This is a genomic window from Rhodospira trueperi, assembly GCF_900101965.1.
Classification (GTDB): Bacteria; Pseudomonadota; Alphaproteobacteria; order Rhodospirillales; family Rhodospirillaceae; genus Rhodospira; species Rhodospira trueperi.
The window spans coordinates 34,034-52,014 of record NZ_FNAP01000006.1 but is presented as its reverse complement, the minus strand read 5'-3'; the positions used below and the strand labels follow the sequence as shown (position 1 = coordinate 52,014).

At 70.3% G+C, this 17,981-nt stretch carries 12 protein-coding genes; 6 read left to right on the top strand and 6 right to left on the bottom strand.

What is annotated here, in order from left to right; genetic code table 11:
- Positions 1 to 19: 19 nt before the first annotated feature.
- The 3 genes from BLS85_RS09195 to BLS85_RS09185 all read left to right on the top strand — a co-directional run bounded on the left by BLS85_RS09195 (position 20) and on the right by BLS85_RS09185 (position 1,866).
- Positions 20 to 841 (top strand): alpha/beta hydrolase, encoded by an 822-nt coding sequence (locus tag BLS85_RS09195; RefSeq protein ID WP_092785514.1) that lies wholly within the window; start codon positions 20 to 22, stop codon positions 839 to 841.
- Between the two features lie 132 nt (positions 842 to 973).
- On the top strand, positions 974 to 1,348 hold the full coding sequence (locus BLS85_RS09190) for a hypothetical protein (protein WP_092785512.1): 375 nt from the start codon (positions 974 to 976) through the stop codon (positions 1,346 to 1,348).
- The gene (locus BLS85_RS09185; RefSeq protein ID WP_176793545.1) at positions 1,345 to 1,866 is read left to right on the top strand and encodes a hypothetical protein; all 522 of its coding nucleotides are present in this window, start codon (positions 1,345 to 1,347) and stop codon (positions 1,864 to 1,866) included. The genes BLS85_RS09190 and BLS85_RS09185 overlap by 4 nt, the downstream gene beginning before the upstream one ends.
- Here BLS85_RS09185 and BLS85_RS09180 read toward each other — a convergent pair.
- Entirely contained in the window at positions 1,800 to 3,467 is a 1,668-nt protein-coding gene (locus tag BLS85_RS09180) for a putative transporter (protein ID WP_092785510.1), read from the bottom strand. The genes BLS85_RS09185 and BLS85_RS09180 overlap by 67 nt on opposite strands.
- A 505-nt stretch (positions 3,468 to 3,972) precedes the next feature.
- On the opposite strand from BLS85_RS09180, the gene BLS85_RS09175 reads away from it, so the two are divergent.
- Both BLS85_RS09175 and gor read left to right on the top strand, forming a co-directional pair.
- Complete coding sequence (locus tag BLS85_RS09175) at positions 3,973 to 8,574, top strand: 2-oxoacid:acceptor oxidoreductase family protein (protein WP_092785508.1); 4,602 nt, start codon at positions 3,973 to 3,975, stop codon at positions 8,572 to 8,574.
- 466 nt (positions 8,575 to 9,040) lie between these two features.
- Complete coding sequence (gor, locus tag BLS85_RS09170; protein WP_092785506.1) at positions 9,041 to 10,420, top strand: glutathione-disulfide reductase; 1,380 nt, start codon at positions 9,041 to 9,043, stop codon at positions 10,418 to 10,420.
- A gap of 21 nt (positions 10,421 to 10,441) precedes the next feature.
- Here gor and BLS85_RS09165 read toward each other — a convergent pair whose 3' ends face one another.
- Positions 10,442 to 11,416 (bottom strand): sirohydrochlorin chelatase, encoded by a 975-nt coding sequence (locus tag BLS85_RS09165; RefSeq protein WP_245699158.1) that lies wholly within the window; start codon positions 11,414 to 11,416, stop codon positions 10,442 to 10,444.
- Between the two features lie 150 nt (positions 11,417 to 11,566).
- Between BLS85_RS09165 and BLS85_RS09160 the strand changes: the two genes are divergently transcribed.
- Entirely contained in the window at positions 11,567 to 12,043 is a 477-nt protein-coding gene (locus BLS85_RS09160) for an HIRAN domain-containing protein (RefSeq protein ID WP_092785504.1), read from the top strand.
- Between the two features lie 164 nt (positions 12,044 to 12,207).
- On the opposite strand, the gene moaA is transcribed toward BLS85_RS09160, so the two are convergent.
- From moaA to BLS85_RS09140, 4 genes are all read right to left on the bottom strand, one after another.
- Complete coding sequence (moaA, locus tag BLS85_RS09155; RefSeq protein ID WP_218128357.1) at positions 12,208 to 13,197, bottom strand: GTP 3',8-cyclase MoaA; 990 nt, start codon at positions 13,195 to 13,197, stop codon at positions 12,208 to 12,210.
- 89 nt (positions 13,198 to 13,286) lie between these two features.
- Positions 13,287 to 14,570, bottom strand: coding sequence for a DUF2478 domain-containing protein (locus tag BLS85_RS09150; RefSeq protein WP_176793543.1), 1,284 nt, complete (start codon positions 14,568 to 14,570; stop codon positions 13,287 to 13,289).
- 223 nt (positions 14,571 to 14,793) lie between these two features.
- Positions 14,794 to 16,758 carry a tRNA uridine-5-carboxymethylaminomethyl(34) synthesis enzyme MnmG gene (gene mnmG / locus BLS85_RS09145; RefSeq protein WP_092785498.1) on the bottom strand — a complete coding sequence of 655 codons (1,965 nt, stop codon included), beginning with the start codon at positions 16,756 to 16,758 and terminating at the stop codon, positions 14,794 to 14,796.
- A gap of 224 nt (positions 16,759 to 16,982) precedes the next feature.
- Positions 16,983 to 17,963, bottom strand: coding sequence for a quinone oxidoreductase family protein (locus BLS85_RS09140; RefSeq protein ID WP_092785496.1), 981 nt, complete (start codon positions 17,961 to 17,963; stop codon positions 16,983 to 16,985).
- Positions 17,964 to 17,981 lie beyond the last annotated feature (18 nt).

The following is a 17,981-nucleotide window of genomic DNA, read 5'->3' as shown; positions in this document are numbered from 1 at the left end:
ATCGGAAAGGGACGCGGTCATGCCGCACTGGATCGCCGGACTGCTGGGCGCCGTTCTGACCGTCTATCTGGCCGGCGGGGCCTATCTGTGGGCGTTTCAGGAGCAGTTTCTGTTCGCGCCCGGCCCGCCGCCGCCACCCCCGGCGGAGACCGAGGCGCCCGACATGGCGCCGCTGACCCTGACCACCGCCGACGGGCTTGATCTCGTCTCCTGGTACGCGCCGCCGCCCGACGACGATGCTCCGGTGGTGGTGTACTTCCACGGCAACGCCGGCAACGTCGCGGGCCGCGCCTACAAGGCCCGGGACCTGATCGACGTCGGCTATGGCGTGCTGCTGGTGGGGTATCGGGGCTACAACGGCAACCCCGGATCACCCGGGCAGGCGGGGTTTCGCAAGGACGGAGAGGCGGCGCTGGACTTCCTGGACGGCGAGGGCATCGGTCCGGCGCGGCGGGTTCTGTACGGCGAGTCCATCGGCTCCGGCACCGCGTTGCCGCTGGCGGTGGACCGGGGTGCGGCCGCCGTGGTGCTGGAGGGCGCGTTCACCTCCATGGTCGCCATGGCACTGCACCAGTACCCCATCTATCCGGCGGGGTGGCTGTTGCGCCATCCGTTCGACAATCTGGCCGCCGTGCGGTCCCTGCGGGTGCCGCTGCTGGTGATGCACGGCGCCCGGGACGATCTGGTGCCGCCGGAGATGGCCGCCGCGCTGGTCGAGACCGCGCGGGACGCGGGCGTGCCGCGCGTGGACCTCGCCCTGTTCCCCGAGGGCGGCCATGTCGACCTGTTCGAGCATGGCGCCGCCGCCCGGGTCCGGGCTTTCCTCGACGGGCCGTCATGACCTTCGGCCACGCGGCGTCGTTGCCGGGAGTGTTCGTTCTCAGCGGGTCCGGATGAGGGACGTCGGAAGTTTGCCAGCGCACTCTTCCCCCGGCATCGTCGGGTGTCTTCCCCATCCCGCCCGGAGACGCCCATGCCCGCCGAACGCCGCGCCCGTCATGTGCCCCGGCCCTTGAGCCAACGCGCCACCCGGCCTTTCGATTCGGCCGAGGAAGCGTGGTTCTGGTTCCAGCGCGCCCGTCTCAACCGCGCCGAGGGCGCCCGTCTGGCCGCCGACCCGCTGGCCACCGCCCGCCCCTGCGATCCCGACGACATCGTTCGCGCGGTGCGCCGTCTGGCCCACGCCAACGTGCTGGAGCGCCGTCACCTGCGTGTCCTGGACCGGCATGGCCGCCGCCTGACTCCGCCGGACGCCCGCCTGCCCGAGGAGAAGGCCGACGCCGCCCTGTGGGACGAGGCGCTGGACCGCCTGACGATGCCGCTGCGTACGAAGGGGATCGTGGCATGATCCTGCCCGGTGACCACGACGACCCGCCGCCGGCCCCGGCCCTGGTGATCTTCACCGACGGGACCCGGCCGTGGTGGCTGCGCTTGCTGCGCCCCGGCTTTCGTCATGTGCTGATCGCGCTCGCCCGGCCGGGCCATTGGGTGGTGATTAACCCGCTGTCGCACCGGGCCACGGTCGATCTGGTGCCCGGGGTGGACGGCCCGGCGCTGGCGGCGTGGTTCCGCGCCCAGGGGCATACGGTGGTGGAGACCGTCACCCGGCGCCCGCCCCGGCGCGAGGCTCCCTGGGCGCCCTTCACCTGTGTCGAGGTGGTCAAGCGCCTGCTCGGCCTGCACGCCCGCTGGGTCCTGACGCCCCATGCGTTGTATCAGGCGGTGCAGCCGGCGCGGCGCTCCTCCGGCGGGGCGGCCCCGCCCGCGATGTCACCGGCTCCCGACCCGGACCATCGGTGTCAAACCCAGAACATCAGCACCAGGATTTGCGGCGCCAGGATGCGCAGCACCATCACCAGCGGGTAAACGGTGGCGTAGGCCAGCGCCGGTGCCTCGGACGCGCGGATGGCGTTGGCGAAGGCCAGGGCCGGCGGATCGGTCATGCCGCCGGCCAGCAGACCGCACAGCGTCAGGTAGTTCATGCGCAGCGCCAGCCGGGCGACGAAGCCGACGATCAGCAGCGGCACGGCGGTGATGACCGCGCCGTAGAGCAGCCACGACAGCCCGTCGCCGTCCGTGAGGATGGATACGAAGCTCTCGCCGGCCTTGAGCCCAACGATGCCCAGGAACAGGACGATGCCGATCTCGCGCAGGGCATGGTTGGCGGCGGGCGGCATGAACCACACGAACGGCCCCAGGTGGCCCAGGCGCGCCAGCAGAATGGCCGCCAGCAGCGGCCCGCCGGCCAGCCCCAGTTTCACCGGGGCCGGCATGCCGGGCACCATCAGCGGGATCGACCCCAGCACCACCCCCAACGCGATGCCCAGGAAGATCGGCAGGATCTGCGCCTGTGCCAGCGCCTGTTCGCGGTCGCCCAGGACCTTGGCGACCGTGTCCAGGTTGCTCGGGTGGCCGATGACCGTGCAGATGTCACCGAACTGCAGCCGCAGCTTGGCGCTCGGCGTCAGCTCGATGCCGGCGCGGGTCACCCGGCTGATAACCGCGTCGTAGCGGTGCAGCACGTCCAGATCGCCGATGGTCTTGCCCAGCACGGCCGAGTGGGTGACGACCAGACGCCGCCACTTGACCTCCGACGGCACCGTCTTCAGGTCGGTTTCGACCTGGTGGCCGATGATCCGCACCATGTCGCGCAGGTGATCCGGCCGTCCCACCAGCAGCAGCACGTCGTTGACCTTCACCGGCGTCTCGCCGTGCGCCACCTCGACGGCGCCGTCCCGCATCAGGCGGCTGACGACGATGCCCAACGCCTGCAAACCGGGCAGGTCCTTGAGCGGCACGCCGTCCAGGTTGGGATTGTTGATCTCGACGGTGACGGTCTCCAGGCTCTGGCGCTCGGCGGCGCGTTCGGTCTCGAAAGCCTCCTGCTCGCGATCGACCTTGATGCGCAGCACCGCCCGCACCACCACCATCGTCATCAGAATGCCGACGATCCCGAAGGGGTAAGCGACGGCGTAGCCCAGGCCGGGCAGCGCCAGGGCGTCCGGGCCGGCGCCGACGCTGGTCAGCATCTGCGTGCCCGCGCCCAGCGACGGCGTGTTGGTGGTGGCGCCCGACATCAGGCCCAGCATCACCGGCACCGGCAGGTCGACCGCCAGATGCAGCCCGGCCGCCACCAGCACCGACAGCGCCACCAGCGCCGCCGCCATGCCGTTGAGCGCCAGCCCGGCCCGCCGCAGCGCGGCAAAGAAGCCTGGGCCGACCTGGATGCCGATGGTGTAGACGAACAGGATCAGGCCGAATTCGCGCAGGAAATGGCCGACCTCGGGGTCCACGTGCAGACCGAAATGGCCCCAGAAGATGCCCGCGAACAGCACCCCGCCGATGCCCAGCGAAACCGTGCCGGCCTTCAGCCGGCCGATCAGCAGACCGGTCACGGCGACCAGACAGAGCACGAGGATGCCCCGGGTGATGGGATCCAGTCCGGTGAAAATGAAAGCAACGTCCATGCGGTGAACCGAGATTGGGCGACGGGGCGAGATTGCGGCGGGACCGTAGAGGTTTGGCGGCGGCGGTGCCAGCCTCGCGGAGGGCCTGGACCATGATTGTTTTGTTGGGGGTGGTCCGCCGGGGTTCGGTGGAGTCGTCTGCGCCACCGCCTTTCGTATAGGGTGCGCCGCACAAAAGGATACGTTCGAACGGTACCATATCATCCCACAGTCGGACGAATCGACCGTAGGATTCTTGCGTCAAATATATTAATGGTGTGCGTTCCTTTCGCATCGCAGCATGCACTTTGCGCATGCGAGAGGCGGCCGGCTCAGTGTACACTCGTTTCGGCCACCGAATGAACCGGGCGCCCCGGACGATTCGGCCGCGCCAAACAGCGGTCCGAATCGTCCGGCGTTCGGGTGCGGCCATGCGATAGGGCCGCCGGACTCACACCACGGAGCGTTCAGGCAGGGCCAAAGACCGCGCCCTGAATCCTGGATGATGAAAGACGGGATGGATCGGATGAGCACGACGTTTGAAGGGATTTCCACGGTCATGAACGGCAACGGCGCCGTTGCTCACGTGATGTCGCATGTCTGTGGCGGCGTTATCGGCTACCCCATCACGCCCTCCACCGAGATTTCGGAGATCTACGAGGATTTCCGGGCCAAGGGCGGCTGCAACGTGTGGGGCCACCATCCCTTCTTCTTCGAGCCCGAGGGCGAACACTCGGCCCAGTCGGGCGCGCTCGGCGCGTCGCTGACCGGCGGCAAGTACATCTCCAACGCCTCGTCCAGCCAGGGCATTCTGTACGGCCTGGAATCGCACTTCGTCACCGTCGGCAAGAAGGTGGGCGGCTTCGTGCTGCACATCGCCGCGCGCGTGGTCTCGCGCCATTCGCTGAACGTCATGGCCGGGCATGACGACGTCTATGCCCTGTTGCCGTCGGGCTACACCATCCTGTTCGGCTCCACCCCGCAGGAGGCCGCCGACCTCGCCGCCATCTCCTACAAGATCGCCGCCGATTCGCTCATCCCGGTGGCCAACGCCATGGACGGCTTCGCCACCAGCCACATGATGAGCGAGACCGTGCTGCCGGCGCCGGAGCTCTTGAAGGAGTATCTGGGGGATCCGGCCGGGCGCATGCCGGCGCCGACCGTGGCCCAGGCCCTGCTGCTGGGCGCCAAGGGCCGCGTGCATCAGCTGCGTGGCTGGGTCGAGCGGCATGAGGAAACGTTGGGTGAGGCGGCGGTGGCCGCCCTGACCCTCTTCCTCACCAACAACGAGGACGCCATCGAAACCGACAGCGAAGGCGCCCTGATCGGCCAGACGCTGGCCCACATCCCGGCCGGCCTGCAAGCGCGCTGGCGCCGTCTGTGGCTGAACGCCTGGGAGAAGGGCACGCGCCAGCGCGTTCCCGCCCTGGTGGACGTCAACAACCCGGGCCTGACCGGACCGGTGCAGAACCAGCCGGACTTCCAGGCCGGCGCCGCCGACCACTTCACCCACTTCGCCTCCGAGGTGCCGCGTCTGGCCCGCGCCGCCATGGCCGCCTACAACGAGATGACCGGGCACCAGTACGCGCCCGTCATGACCTATCAATGCGAGGACGCCGAAACCGTGCTGATCGGCCTGGGTTCCGTCACCCAGGACGTCGAGGCGGTGGTCGATCACCTGCGCAAGCAGGGCCGCAAGGTCGGCTCCGTCTCCATCAAGCTGTTGCAGCCGTTCCCGGAGGCCGAGTTCATCGACGCCGTGGCCGGCAAGACGGCCATGACGGTGCTGGAGCGCTCCGACATCACGGCGCTGACCGGTTTGGTGAGCCGGGCGCTGAACAAGGCGCGCGAGAACGCGGCCGGAGAGCGCTACCCGGGCATCCGGGCGATGACCGAGACGCCGCGCCTGACCACCGCCATCTTCGGCCTGGGCGGGCATGATTTGCAGCCGCGCCATCTGGTGGCCGCGTTCGATGCCATGGATGCCGGCAGCCCGTCGCCGCTGGTCTACCTGGGCTCGCAGTTCTTCTACGCCGATCCGCCGGAGCGGTTGGCGGAGGCGCAGGCCAAGCTCAAGGCCGCCTATCCGGAAACCGAGCTGATGGCGCTGAAGACCGGCGCCAACCCGCACCTGCTGCCGGACGGCGCCTTCCGCATCCGCTTCCACTCGGTGGGCGGCTACGGCACCGTGGCCACCGGCAAGCTGCTGACAGACGTGCTCTCCGGCGTGCTGGGTCTGTACTCCAAGGCGGCGCCCAAGTACGGCTCGGAAAAGAGCGGGGCCCCCACCAACTACTACATCACCCTCAGCCCCGACCCGGTGAAGATCACCAACGCCGAGATCGAGGACGTTGAGATCGTGCTGTCGCCGGACCATAAGGTCTTCGCGCACTCCAACCCGCTGCGCGGGCTGACGCCGGGCGGCACCTTCGTGGTGCAGTCCAACCGCTCCCCGCTGGAGGTGTGGCGCGAACTGCCGGCCGTCGCACGACGCGACATCCGCGACAAGAAGATCAACTTCTACGTGATCGATGCCTTCGCCGTGGCCCGCCGTCACGCGCCGTCGGCCGAGTTCGAGACCCGCATGATGGGCATCGCCTTCATCGGCGCCCTGTGCGGCCACGAGGAACGGGCCAAGGCCGGCGGCGATGAGGCCAGCCTGCTGGAACGCGTCCGCCAGCAGATCACCAAGAAGTTCGGCTCCAAGGGCGAGGCCGTGGTCGAGGGCAACATGGCCGTCATCCGCGACGGCATGACCAGCACGGTCGCCGTGCCCTATGACGAGCCCGCCTTCGTCGATGCCGAGCGCGCCAACGTCGCCGCCGCCACGCGCGGGGTGGAAATCTCGGCCTCGCCGTGCGGCCTGGGCGCGTCCTGCGCGCCCACGGCGATGTTCGATCCCGGCTACTTCGACGACATGATCGGTCGCGCCTTCCGCGACGGGACCATTGGCGAGGCGCCCGTCATGCCCGGCGCCGGCCTGTTCATGCCGCCGGGCAGCGGCGCCATGAAGGACAAGGGCCTGTTCCGCCGTCAGGTGCCGGCCATCGACTTCGACAAGTGCACCGGCTGCCTGGAATGCTCGCTGATCTGCCCGGACGCCGCCATGCCGGCGACCCTGCACGAGGTCGGCGATCTGGTGCGCTGGGGGATCAGTGAACTCGACTCGGCCGAGGCGCGCGCCGCCCTGGAGGCCCACGCCGAGGCCATCACCGCCGGCGTTCACGCCGCCTTCAAGGCGGTCGGTAAGGCACCCAAGCCGTTCCACGAGGCGTTCGCCGAGTCCGCCACCGAGGCGGCCGGCGCCGCCCTGTCCGCCGAGATCCAGCAGGTCACGGGCATCCTGGCCGGCTTCCCGGTGGCCCGCACGGCGCCGTTCTATACCCAGCCGGAGCGCAAGGAGCCCGGCACCGGCGCCCTGTTCTCCATCGCCATCGATCCGTGGAAGTGCAGCGGCTGCATGGAGTGCGTCACCGTCTGCGCCCCCGGCGCCATCACCAAGCGCGAGCAGGATGACGAGGTGCTGGAGACCCTGCGCGACCGCTTCGAGATCATGACCCGTCAGCCCAACACTCCGACGCGGTTCACCGAGAACGTGTCCGGCGGGCAGGCCAAGCGTATGATCCTGGACCACGACACCTACTACTCCACCACCGGCGGTCACGGTGCCTGCCGCGGTTGCGGCGAGGCCACGGCGGTGCGTCTGTTCGTCGCCGCCAGCCACGCCAAATTCCAGAAGGCGCGCGAAGCCCAGATGGCCGAGATCGAGCGCCGGCTGGCGGACCTGACCGACAAGCTGGCGGCGCTGCCGGCCGGCGAGAGCGAGCGGCGCGCCCGCGTCGAGGGTCTGATCGAGACCCTGGAGGCTTACCTGTTCCGTTTGGAAAGCGGCCCCACCGGGTCCGGCCCGGCGGCCAACATCGTGGCCAACGCCACCGGTTGTTCCAGCGTGTACTCGTCCACGTTCCCCTTCACCCAGTACAAGGATCCGTGGGTCAACAGCCTGTTCCAGGACACCCCGGCGGTGGCCAAGGGCCTGTTCGAGGGTGTGGCCGCCGACGCGGCGGCCGAGTTCAAGGCCATGCGGCTGGCCGAGATGGAACTGGCCGACGCCTACGACCCCGCCAAGCACGGCACGATGTTCACCCACTTCTCCTGGGATGACTTCACCCCGGCGGAGCGGGCGCAGATGCCGACCGTCATCAGCATGGGCGGCGACGGCGCCACCTATGACATCGGCTTCGGGGCGCTGTCGCGCATCCTGGCCACCGGGACCCCGGTCAAGATGGTGGTGCTGAACACCGGCGCCTATTCCAACACCGGCGGGCAGGCCTCCACGGCCAGCCTGACGGCGCAGGATTCCGACCTCGCCCGCGTCGGCGCGGCCCACGCCGGCAAGGCCGACGGCCGGAAGGAACTCGGTCTCATCGCCATGATGCACCCTCGCGTCATGGTTGTGCAGACCGCCGTCGGCATGCAGGCCCATTTCCTGAAGGGCACGCTGGCGGCGCTGGCCCACACCTCGTCCCCGGCGCTGATCGACATCTACACGCCGTGTCAGGGCGAGCAGGGCCTGGGCGACGACATGGCCGGCGAGCACGCCAAGGTTGCGGTGCGCAGCCGCATCTGCCCGGTGTTCATCCACGATCCGGAGGCCGGCGACAGCATGGCCGAGCGCCTGTCGCTGATCGGCAACCCGGACGTGGACAAGGACTGGACCACGCACGAACTGGTGTACACCGACGACGCGGGCCAGACCCAGAAGATGGAAGTGCCGCTGACCCCGGCCGACTTCGCGCTGATCGAGGGGCGTTTCCGCCGCCAGCTTGTCGGCAAGCCGCTGGCCGCCGACGTCGCCGGCGTGCCGGTGCACGAGTACATCGACCTGCCGGAGGCCGAGCGCGCGGGCGTGATTCCGTTCGTCTGGGCAGTCAAGGGCGAGGCGCTGGTGCGGCTGCCGATTTCGGCGCCGATCATCGCCCTGGTCGAGGAGCGCCGCCGCTACTGGCGCCTGCTGCGGGCCCTGGCCGGGCAGGACCTGGAGCGGCTGGAAAAGGCCCACAAGGCCGAGATCGAGGCCCTGAAGGCCGAGGTCGAAAGCGGCAAAACCCTCGAACCGGCGGAGTAGTACGAAGCCCGTTTGATCCGTTCGCAAATGCGTAGGTTGGGGTGAGCGCAGCGAACCCCAACGCCATTCGGTTCTGGGGGCCGAAACGTTGGGGTTCGGTGCGTGGCACCTCACCCCAACCTACGGAATGACGGTCGAAGACCGCGAACCAATCAAGCGGTTTTCGTATCATCCACCGGGCCGGACGCGTCGGGGTCGCTCATGGTCGGACGGGGGCTCAATCCCCGTCCGGAATCAGTTCATCCCACTGATCTTGTGCGCCAGACAGGCGGTTCGAGGCTCGCAGCCGTTGGGACTTGTGTGAATACGATAGCCGAAGGGGGGAGGGGAACAGGCCGGCACCGGCCGCGACCGGTGGTCCGCGTCCACCCCGAGAATTGCCAATCCATCCCGCCCGGGCTTGCCATCACGGCCCGTTTGCGCCAGATCCGGCACCAGAGTTTCCGCGACAGGAAAGGCCGGACGCATGGCGACCTATGACTACGACCTCATCACCCTGGGCGCCGGCTCGGGCGGCGTGCGCGCCAGCCGCGTCGCCGCCAGCCAGTACGGCGCCCGCGTGGCCATCGTCGAATCGACCCGCGTCGGCGGCACCTGCGTCATGCGCGGCTGCGTACCCAAGAAGCTGCTGATCTACGGCGCCCATGTCTCCGAGGAGTTGGAGGACGCCACCGGTTACGGCTGGACCATCGACGGCGCCCGGCACGACTGGTCCGCCCTGATCGCCAACAAGAACACCGAACTGGAACGCCTGGAGAGCGTCTATCACCGCCTGCTGCGGGACGCCGGGGTGACCCTGCTGGAGGGCCGGGGGCGTATCGTCGATCCGCACACGGTGGAGGTGGACGGCAAGACGGTCACCGCCGGCCACATCCTCATCGCCGTCGGCGGCTGGCCCACCCTGCCCGACATTCCGGGCATCGAGCACGCCATCACCTCCAACGAGGCGCTGGACCTGCCGGCCCGGCCGGATCGCATCGTCGTGGTCGGCGGCGGTTACATCGCCGTGGAGTTCGCCGGCATCTTCAACGCGCTGGGCTCGCGGGTGACCGAGGTGATCCGCGCCGGCCAGATCCTGCGCGGCTTTGACGAGGACGTGCGCGCCACCCTGGCCACCGAAATGGAGAAGAAGGGCATCCGCATCCGCCGCGAATGCCAGATCCGCTCCATCGAGAAGCGCCCCGACGGCTCCCTGTCCCTGCTCAGCGACTGCGATGAGGAGATGGAGGCCGACGCGGTGATGTACGCCACAGGGCGCGCGCCCAACACGGCGAACCTGGGCCTCGAAGAGGTGGGCGTCGAGACCGCGCCGGGCGGCGCCGTCGTCGTGGACCCGTACAGCCGGACGTCGGTGGAGTCGATCTCCGCCATCGGCGACGTCACCGACCGCGTCAACCTGACCCCGGTGGCCATCAAGGAGGGCATGGCCTTTGCTGCCTCGGTGTTCGGCGGCACCCCGACGCCGGTGGATTACGGCGCCATTCCGTCGGCCGTGTTCAGCCAGCCGCCAATCGGCACCGTCGGCCTGACGGAGGGCCAGGCGCGCGACAAGGAGCCCGTAGACGTCTACATCTCCCGCTTCCGGCCGATGAAGGTGACGCTGTCGGGCCGCGACGAGCGCACCATGATGAAGCTGATCGTCTCGCGCGGGACCGACCGCGTGCTCGGCGCCCACATGGTCGGCGCCGATGCGCCGGAGATCATCCAGGGCCTCGGCATCGCCATCAAGGCCGGGGCGACCAAGGCGCACTTCGACGCCACCGTGGGCATTCACCCGACGGCGGCCGAGGAGTTCGTGACCATGCGCGAGCCGGTGCCCGATCCCTCGTTCGAGCATACGGAATAGCTCCGCGCCGGGGTTCCGCCCTCAGTGATGATGGTGATGATGACCGTGGCCATGGTGATGGTGGCCATGGTCACCGTCGGTGCCGGCGCCGCGCACATGGTGATGGTGGCCGGCCTGGACGGCGCCGACATCGCCCTCGAAGCCGATCACCTGCTCGCGGTACTTGCAGAGCTGGCAGTTCATCGCCGTGTTGCCGGCCAGAATGTCGGTGACCCGCTCGACGAAGCTGTCGATGACCAGCGGGTGGTCGCTCAGGTAGGGCGCCTTGAGGATTTCGATCTCCGGGTGGGCGGCGGCGGCCGCGTCGGCCCAGTCGTAGATGCGCCGAACCAGGATCCCGGTGAACAGGAAATAGGGGAACACGATGATGCGCCGATAGCCCAGCTTCGCCGCGTGTGACAATCCGGCGTCCACCAGCGGGCTTGTGACGCCGGAATACGACACCTCCGCCCAGCCGAAGCCCATGCCCTCCCACAGCATGCGGGCGACCTTGCTGATGTTGGAATTGGCGTCGGAGTCGTTGGTGCCGCGCCCGACCGCCATCAACAGCGTGTCCTTGCGCTCGACCGGGGTGGAGGCGGCGGCCTCGGCCTCCTCGATGCGGGCGCGGGCGGCCTTCAGAAGCTTGGGGTCGATGCCCAGCTCGCGGCCGAATTCGACCCGCAGATCCGGGTTCTCGGCGGCGAAGCTGTTGATCTCCCACGGCAGGTCGTTCTTGACGTGACCGGCGGCGAACAGCATGCCCGGCACCGCCAGGATGCGGGACACCCCGGCGGCCTTCAGCGTGTCCAGGCCGGTGCGAATGATGGGCCGGGCGAACTCCAGGAATCCGCTTTCCACCATGAAGTCCGGCAGGCGCTCGCGCAGATGAACGGCGAGGCGGTTGAACTCCTCGACCGCTGCGTCGTCGCGGCTGCCATGGCCGCAGATCATGACGCCGATGCGGTCGTTGGAGGACGTGGGAGCGGGAGCGGACGAAACGGATGCCTGGGTCATGGTTGCCTGGTCCTTGCCTTCGAGCGTTCGGGCCGCCTGGTCTCTGCCTCCGGGCGGGCTGGGTCACGGCGCGGACTATAGGCGCGGTGGAGAGGGAGAGGAAGGGTGGTGTCTCACGGGTGCCCGAATTCGTCACCCGGAGGGGGCAGGATGGCCATTGTCTCCTGTGCTTCGCCGGAGGATCCCATGCGTCCGCGCCTGTCACGTCGCCGCCTGTTCGGCTGGGTCGCCCTCGGGCTATCCTGCCCGAACCCCCGTGATCTCGCGGTGTTGCTGCCGAGACGGCCTCGTCCGGCCTCGGCGCGTCCGCTCACCCTCATGGAGACCTTCGTCGCCGGCACCGCCTACTACGAGGCCGAGATGGTGGCGCCGACTCTGCGGCCGGGTGATCGCCTGACCCTGCGGCGGGAGCCCGACAATCGGTTTGACGCGCTGGCCATCGAGGTCTTCACCGCGCGGGGCGAGAAACTGGGGTACGTCCCCCGGGCCGATAATCCGCCGTTCACCGCGCTGATGGACGACGGCCACACGCTCGTCGCGACGGTCCTGCGGGTGCGGGAGGGCTGGCGCCCGGACATATCGTTCCGGATTGCGGTGACGCTGCCGGCGGGGGGGCGGACCTCCTGACGGCCCGTTCCGGACGATTTGGACGCAGGCGCGCGCGGCCCCAGGCTGATGACAGGCCGGAAGGGGTCGGGACCTCGTGGCGGGCGTGCGTTTGACGAAAAGAGGGCATAGCGGTTGCAGGCTCGTTTAAATCGCATCGCGCAATCCCCCTGCCCGGCCGGCCCCTATCCCCCCGTCACACTCATATGCCGGGCAACGGCGGGGCGGTTGTCGTGGTCGAGGGCGAAGTCGTGGCCCTTGGGCTTGCGGGCGATGGCGGCGTCGATGGCGTCCAGCAGCGGGCCGTCGTCGTCCGGGTGGGCGCGGAGCGGCGCGCGCAGGTCGGCGGCGTCCTCCTGGCCCAGGCACAGGAAGAGTGTGCCCGTGCAGGTCAGACGCACCCGGTTGCAGCCCTCGCAGAAATTGTGCGTGAGCGGCGTGATGAAGCCGATGCGCCGGCCGGTCTCGGCCACCTCGACATAGCGCGCCGGGCCCCCGGTGCGGTGGGCGCTGTCGCTCAGGGTCCAGGTCTCGCCCAGGCGCTCGCGCACCACGGACAGCGGCAGGTAGTGGTCCACGCGGCCGGCGCCGATGTCGCCCATGGGCATGGTCTCGATGAAACACAGGTCGAGGCCGCGCTCGCCGCACCAGCCGACCAGCCGGCTCAACTCGTCGTCGTTGATCCCGCGCAGGGCCACGGTGTTGATCTTGATGTCCAGCCCGGCGGCGCGGGCGGCGGCGATGCCCTCCATCACGCGGTCGAAGTCGCCGCGCCGGGTGATGTGCCGGAAGCGTTCGGGGTCCAGGGTGTCCAGGGAGATGTTGAGGCGCCGCACCCCGCAGGCCGCCAGTTCGGGCGCGAAGCGGGCCAACTGGGTGGCGTTGGTGGTCAGGGTCAGCTCGTCCAGGCCGCCGCCGTCGAGCAGACCGCCTAGGCCGCGAAACAGCACCATGATGTCCTTGCGCACCAAAGGTTCGCCGCCGGTGATGCGCAGCTTGCGCACCCCCTTGGCCACGAACGCGCGGCAGACGCGGTCCAGTTCCTCCAGCGTCAGCAGGTCGCGCTTGGGCAGGAAGGTCATTTCCTCGGCCATGCAGTACTGACAGCGCAGATCGCAGCGGTCGGTGACGGAGACGCGCAGATAGGTGATGTGGCGGCCGAAGGGGTCGATCATCCCGGACATGTCCCTGTGTCGATGTGTTTGTTTGTGTTTTGTGACCGGAACATAGCGATCCGGATCCGCATCGACCAGGGGAGACGGCATCACGGATCGCTTGCCCGCCGCAGCACCACATCACGCCCGAACCGCCGCAGGGCGCGGGCGCCGCAGCCCTCCGCCACCGCGCGGGCCAGCCCGTCGGGATCGGTGGCCACCAGCCCGGCCAGCGCGGTCAGGCCGTGGTCGAACAGCAGTGGCGACAGCGGGGTTCCGGGGCCGACCATCATCACCTCCGCCCCCGGACGGGTCTGCGCCAGCAGTCCCGGAAGGGTGCCGTTGCCGAAGGTCGAGGCGGTCAGCAGCACGGCGTCGGCCGCCGGGATCAGCGATGCGGCGGCGTGCTCGGGGAAGCGGTCGGGGCCGGGCGCGCGCTCGATGACGCGGACGTGCGGCACGCGCTCGCGCACGTTCGGGAAGGCCCCGACCATCACCGGGGACTCGGCCGTGGCGGCGCCCTCGGCGAACAGATCGAGGCCGTTGGCGGCCTCGCCCGTGCGGTCGACCCGGTTGATGGCCGCGTTGAGGGCGGCGGCGCCAATGGCGCGCGCCATGGGATCGAGTCCACGCGCGAATCCGGCCAGCTCCCGCAGCGGCCGCCCGGCCAGGGACCCCGCCCCCGGGGGCGGCCGGCAGCCGGCGCCGTCTCGCGTCGGCGTCTGCGCCAGCCCGACGCCGTCGGGTCCCTCGACCATCGTCCAGTTGAGGCCCACGACCACGCGCCGCGCCGGGACCTCCGGCGGGACCGTATTCAGAAGCTCATCGTACAGGCCGTGCGGCCCCCACCAGCGCCAGCAGGCCTCCGGGGTGGGGGCCAGCAGCCGGCCGACGGGCGCCGTGGCGGTCAGCCAGTCCAGCGCCCGGGACTCCGGCACCAAGGTCAGCACCGGCACGCCCGCCGCCATGGCCGTGAACATCTCCTGGGCCAACCCCTGCCCCTCCGCTTCCAGGTGCGAGAAGCGGGAGGCCACCAGCAGATCCACGCCCCGGTCCAGGGCCGCGCGCAGAACGGTGCTGGCCTCCGCCAGCGCCTGGGTGTCGATGGCGCAGGCGGTCGAGGCCGCGCCCAGCTTCTGCAGGATGTCGTGCGGGGCCCCGGCGGCCACGTCGATGACATCCATGCGCACCTTGCGCCCGGCGGCATCGCGGTCGGTGCGCTGCGCCAGCCCGCCGACGCGGACACCGCGCGCCCGCAACGCGGCGGCGAAGGCGATCAGGTGGGTCTCGGCCAAGCCCTCGCCGGAGCGGTAGAGCATCGCCGCCGGCCCGGGGCGGGGCCGGGGCAGAGGCGCGGGATCGGACGGGGCAAGGGTCGCGGGCGTGGCGGTCATCGGGGGGGTCCGTGGGATGGGAGCAGCTTCGGGGGGCTTCCGAGGTCCCTGGCATACCATATCGGCGAGCCCGGACCAGAGCCGGGGTGACGTCGGAGCGGAATCGCACCGGCGCCGGAGGCGGACGGTCACCACGGAGACACAGAGACCACAGAGCGAGAGGTGTTCGGCCGGGCGGACCTCATGCTGGTCCGGGCAAGGCGGAACCAGACTCTTTCATCGCTCAAGCGGACCTGCGCCGCGCGTGGGCCAGCAGCGCGGTGACCGCCGCCGGCGTCATGCCCGGCAGGCGCGCCGCCGCCCCCACCGTGGCCGGCCGGGCGCGGGCCAGAACCTGACGCACCTCCGTCGACAGGCCGCCGACGGCGCCGAAGTCGAGATCATCGGGTAGGACTAGGGCCTCGTCGCGGCGGTGGGCGGCGATGTCGCGGTCCATACGCGCCAGATAGCGGTCGTAGCGGGCGGCGATCTCGATGTGCGGCGCGATGTCCGCGTCGATGGCCGCGAGGTCCGGCCACAGCGCCGACAGGCGCTCCACGGTGACGTCCGGTGCCGCCAGCAGGTCGAGGGCGGAGCGGCGCTGGCCGTCCTGCTTCACCGGCCAGCCGGCGCGGGCCAGTTCGGCCGGGGTCAGGGACAGGGATCGGGCCAGGGCCTCGGCGGCGGCGAGCCGGTGCTTCTTGTCCGCCCAGGCGCGGGCGCGCGCCGCGCCGACGACGCCGACCGCCAGCCCCCGATCCGTCAGCCGCTGGTCGGCGTTGTCGGCGCGCAGACGCAGGCGGTACTCGGCCCGGCTGGTGAACATGCGGTAGGGCTCGGGGGTCCCCCGCGTCACCAGGTCGTCGATCATGACGCCCAGGTAGCCCTCGGCGCGGTCCACGGTGAAGGTGGGCGCCGGCGCGTCCGGCGCGGCGCCGCCGCCCCCCTGCCCCGCCCTGAGCGCGGCGTTGACACCGGCCAGCAGGCCGAGCGCGCCGGCCTCCTCGTAGCCGGTGGTGCCGTTGATCTGTCCGGCCAGGAACAGGCCGGGCACGGCGGCGACCTCCAGGGTGGGGCGCAGCACCCGGGGATCGACGGCGTCGTATTCGATGGCGTAGCCGGGCTGGAGGATGGCGGCGCGGTCCAGGCCGGGGATGGTGGCCAGAAAGGCGGCCTGCACGTCGGCCGGCAGGCTGGTGGACAGGCCGTTGGGGTAGACGGTGGGATCGTCCAGGCCCTCGGGCTCCAGGAAGATCTGGTGCCGGTCACGGTCGGCGAAGCGGACGATCTTGTCCTCGATGCTGGGGCAGTAGCGCGGGCCGACACCCTCGATGGCGCCGCCGAACAAGGCCGACCGGTGCAGATTGTCGCGGATGATCGCGTGCGTCGCCGGCGTGGTCGCGGTGATGTGGCACGGGACCTGCGGCACGGTGATACGGTCGGTCAGGGTGGAGAACGGCTCCGGCGGGTCGTCCCCAGGCTGTTCGTCGAGGATGGCCCAGTCGATGGTGCGGCCGTCCAGGCGGGCCGGCGTGCCGGTCTTCAGGCGGGCGAGCGGCAGACCGAGGCGGGTCAGCGCGGCCGACAGGCCGTTGGCGGCGGGATCGCCGAGGCGGCCGCCGGGGGTGCGCTCCGTCCCCCGGTGCATCACGCCGCGCAGGAAGGTGCCCGTCGTCAGGACCACGGCGCCGGCCCGCAGCGCGGTGCCGTCGGCGAGCACGACCCCGGCGGCGCGCGGGCGGCCGTCGGGATCAGCCCCGGGGTCGGTGATGAGGTCCTCTACCGCGCCCTCGACCACGGACAGATTGGGGGTCTCGGCCAGCAGCGTCTGCACGGCCAGACGGTACAGCCACCGGTCGGCCTGGGCGCGCGGGCCGCGCACCGCCGGCCCCTTGGACCTGTTGAGCACGCGAAATTGGATGCCGGCGCGGTCGATGGCCCGGGCCATCAGGCCGTCCAGGGCATCGATCTCGCGCGCGAGGTGACCCTTGCCCAGTCCGCCGATGGCCGGGTTGCAGGACAGGGCGCCGATGGAGGTCCGGGCGTGGGTGACCAGAACCGTGCGCGCGCCGAGACGGGCGGCGGCGGCGGCGGCCTCGGTCCCGGCATGGCCGCCACCGACGACGAGGACGTCCGTCCGGCGAGTGGGGGCCTCGGCGGGCGGGATCAGGCGTTCGGCCAGCGGGTCTTCGGAGCGCGGGGCGATCATGGCAGGCGGGCGGCAGGGATGCAGGAGAGAGTGGGCCGAACATCGGCCCGGCCCCTCCCGGCGTCAAGGTCCGTTAGCGTCGGGCGTTTCACGTGAAACAGCGAACGGACACCGGATCGACGTTTCACGTGAAACAGACATCGCCGCGGCCCGTGCGTTTCACGTGAAACACGGATCGGAACGGCGGGCGCGTTTCACGTGAAACACGGACGCCCCCCCCTCCCCTACGGCAGCAGCACCGTCGAGCCTGTCGTCTTCCGACCCTCCAGATCGCGGTGCGCCTGGGCCGCGTCCTTCAGGGCGTAGGTCTGGTTCACCGCGATCCGCACCGCGCCGGAGGCCACCACCCCGAACACGTCGTCCGCCATGGCCACCAACTCCGCGCGGGTCGCGGCATAGTCCATCAGCTTCGGCCGGGTCAGGAACAGCGAGCCCTTGGTGTTCAGGATCAGCGGCGAGATGTCCGGCACCGGCCCGGAGGCATTGCCGTAGGTCGCCATCATGCCCAGGCGCTGCAGGCAGTCCAGCGAGCCGTCGAAGACATCCTTGCCGACGCCGTCGTAGACCACCGGCACGCCCTTGCCGTCCGTGATCTCCTTCACCCGGGCGACGAAATCCTCCTCGCGGTAGAGGATGGTGTGATCGCACCCGTGCGCCCGGGCCAGTTCGGCTTTCTCCGGCGAGCCCACCGTGCCGATGACCGTCGCCCCCAGGTGCTTCAGCCACTGGCAGGCGATCAGCCCGACCCCGCCAGCGGCGGCATGGAACAGCACCGTCATGCCCGGCTCCACCCGGAACAGACGGCGGATCAGGTACTGCACCGTCAGGCCCTGCAGCATCATGGCGGCGGCGGTGCGGTCGTCGATGGCGTCCGGCAGACGCAGCAGGGTCTCCGGCGTCATCACCCGGGCCTCGGCGTAGGCACCGAGCGGGCCCGTGCCGTAGGCCACCCGGTCGCCCGGCGCCAAGCCGCCGACCCCCTCCCCCACGGCCTCGATCACCCCGGCCGCCTCCAGGCCCAGGCCCGACGGCAGCGTCACCGGATACAGGCCGGAGCGGTGATAGGTGTCGATGTAGTTCAGCCCCACGGCCGTGTGCCGCACCCGCACCTCGCCGGGGCCGGGATCGCCGACCTCGACACTGTCCCATGACAGGACCTCGGGGCCGCCGGTCTGATGGAAACGGATGGCATGAACGGTGGACATGGTCGGTCATCTCCCTCG

Coding starts and splice junctions, on each gene's coding strand:
- BLS85_RS09195 (WP_092785514.1), top strand. CDS start 20: ATGCCGCACTGGATCGCCGGACTGCTGGGCGCCGTTCTGACCGTCTAT.
- BLS85_RS09190 (WP_092785512.1), top strand. CDS start 974: ATGCCCGCCGAACGCCGCGCCCGTCATGTGCCCCGGCCCTTGAGCCAA.
- BLS85_RS09185 (WP_176793545.1), top strand. CDS start 1,345: ATGATCCTGCCCGGTGACCACGACGACCCGCCGCCGGCCCCGGCCCTG.
- BLS85_RS09180 (WP_092785510.1), bottom strand. CDS start 3,467: ATGGACGTTGCTTTCATTTTCACCGGACTGGATCCCATCACCCGGGGC.
- BLS85_RS09175 (WP_092785508.1), top strand. CDS start 3,973: ATGAGCACGACGTTTGAAGGGATTTCCACGGTCATGAACGGCAACGGC.
- gor (WP_092785506.1), top strand. CDS start 9,041: ATGGCGACCTATGACTACGACCTCATCACCCTGGGCGCCGGCTCGGGC.
- BLS85_RS09165 (WP_245699158.1), bottom strand. CDS start 11,416: ATGACCCAGGCATCCGTTTCGTCCGCTCCCGCTCCCACGTCCTCCAAC.
- BLS85_RS09160 (WP_092785504.1), top strand. CDS start 11,567: ATGGCCATTGTCTCCTGTGCTTCGCCGGAGGATCCCATGCGTCCGCGC.
- moaA (WP_218128357.1), bottom strand. CDS start 13,197: ATGATCGACCCCTTCGGCCGCCACATCACCTATCTGCGCGTCTCCGTC.
- BLS85_RS09150 (WP_176793543.1), bottom strand. CDS start 14,570: ATGACCGCCACGCCCGCGACCCTTGCCCCGTCCGATCCCGCGCCTCTG.
- mnmG (WP_092785498.1), bottom strand. CDS start 16,758: ATGATCGCCCCGCGCTCCGAAGACCCGCTGGCCGAACGCCTGATCCCG.
- BLS85_RS09140 (WP_092785496.1), bottom strand. CDS start 17,963: ATGTCCACCGTTCATGCCATCCGTTTCCATCAGACCGGCGGCCCCGAG.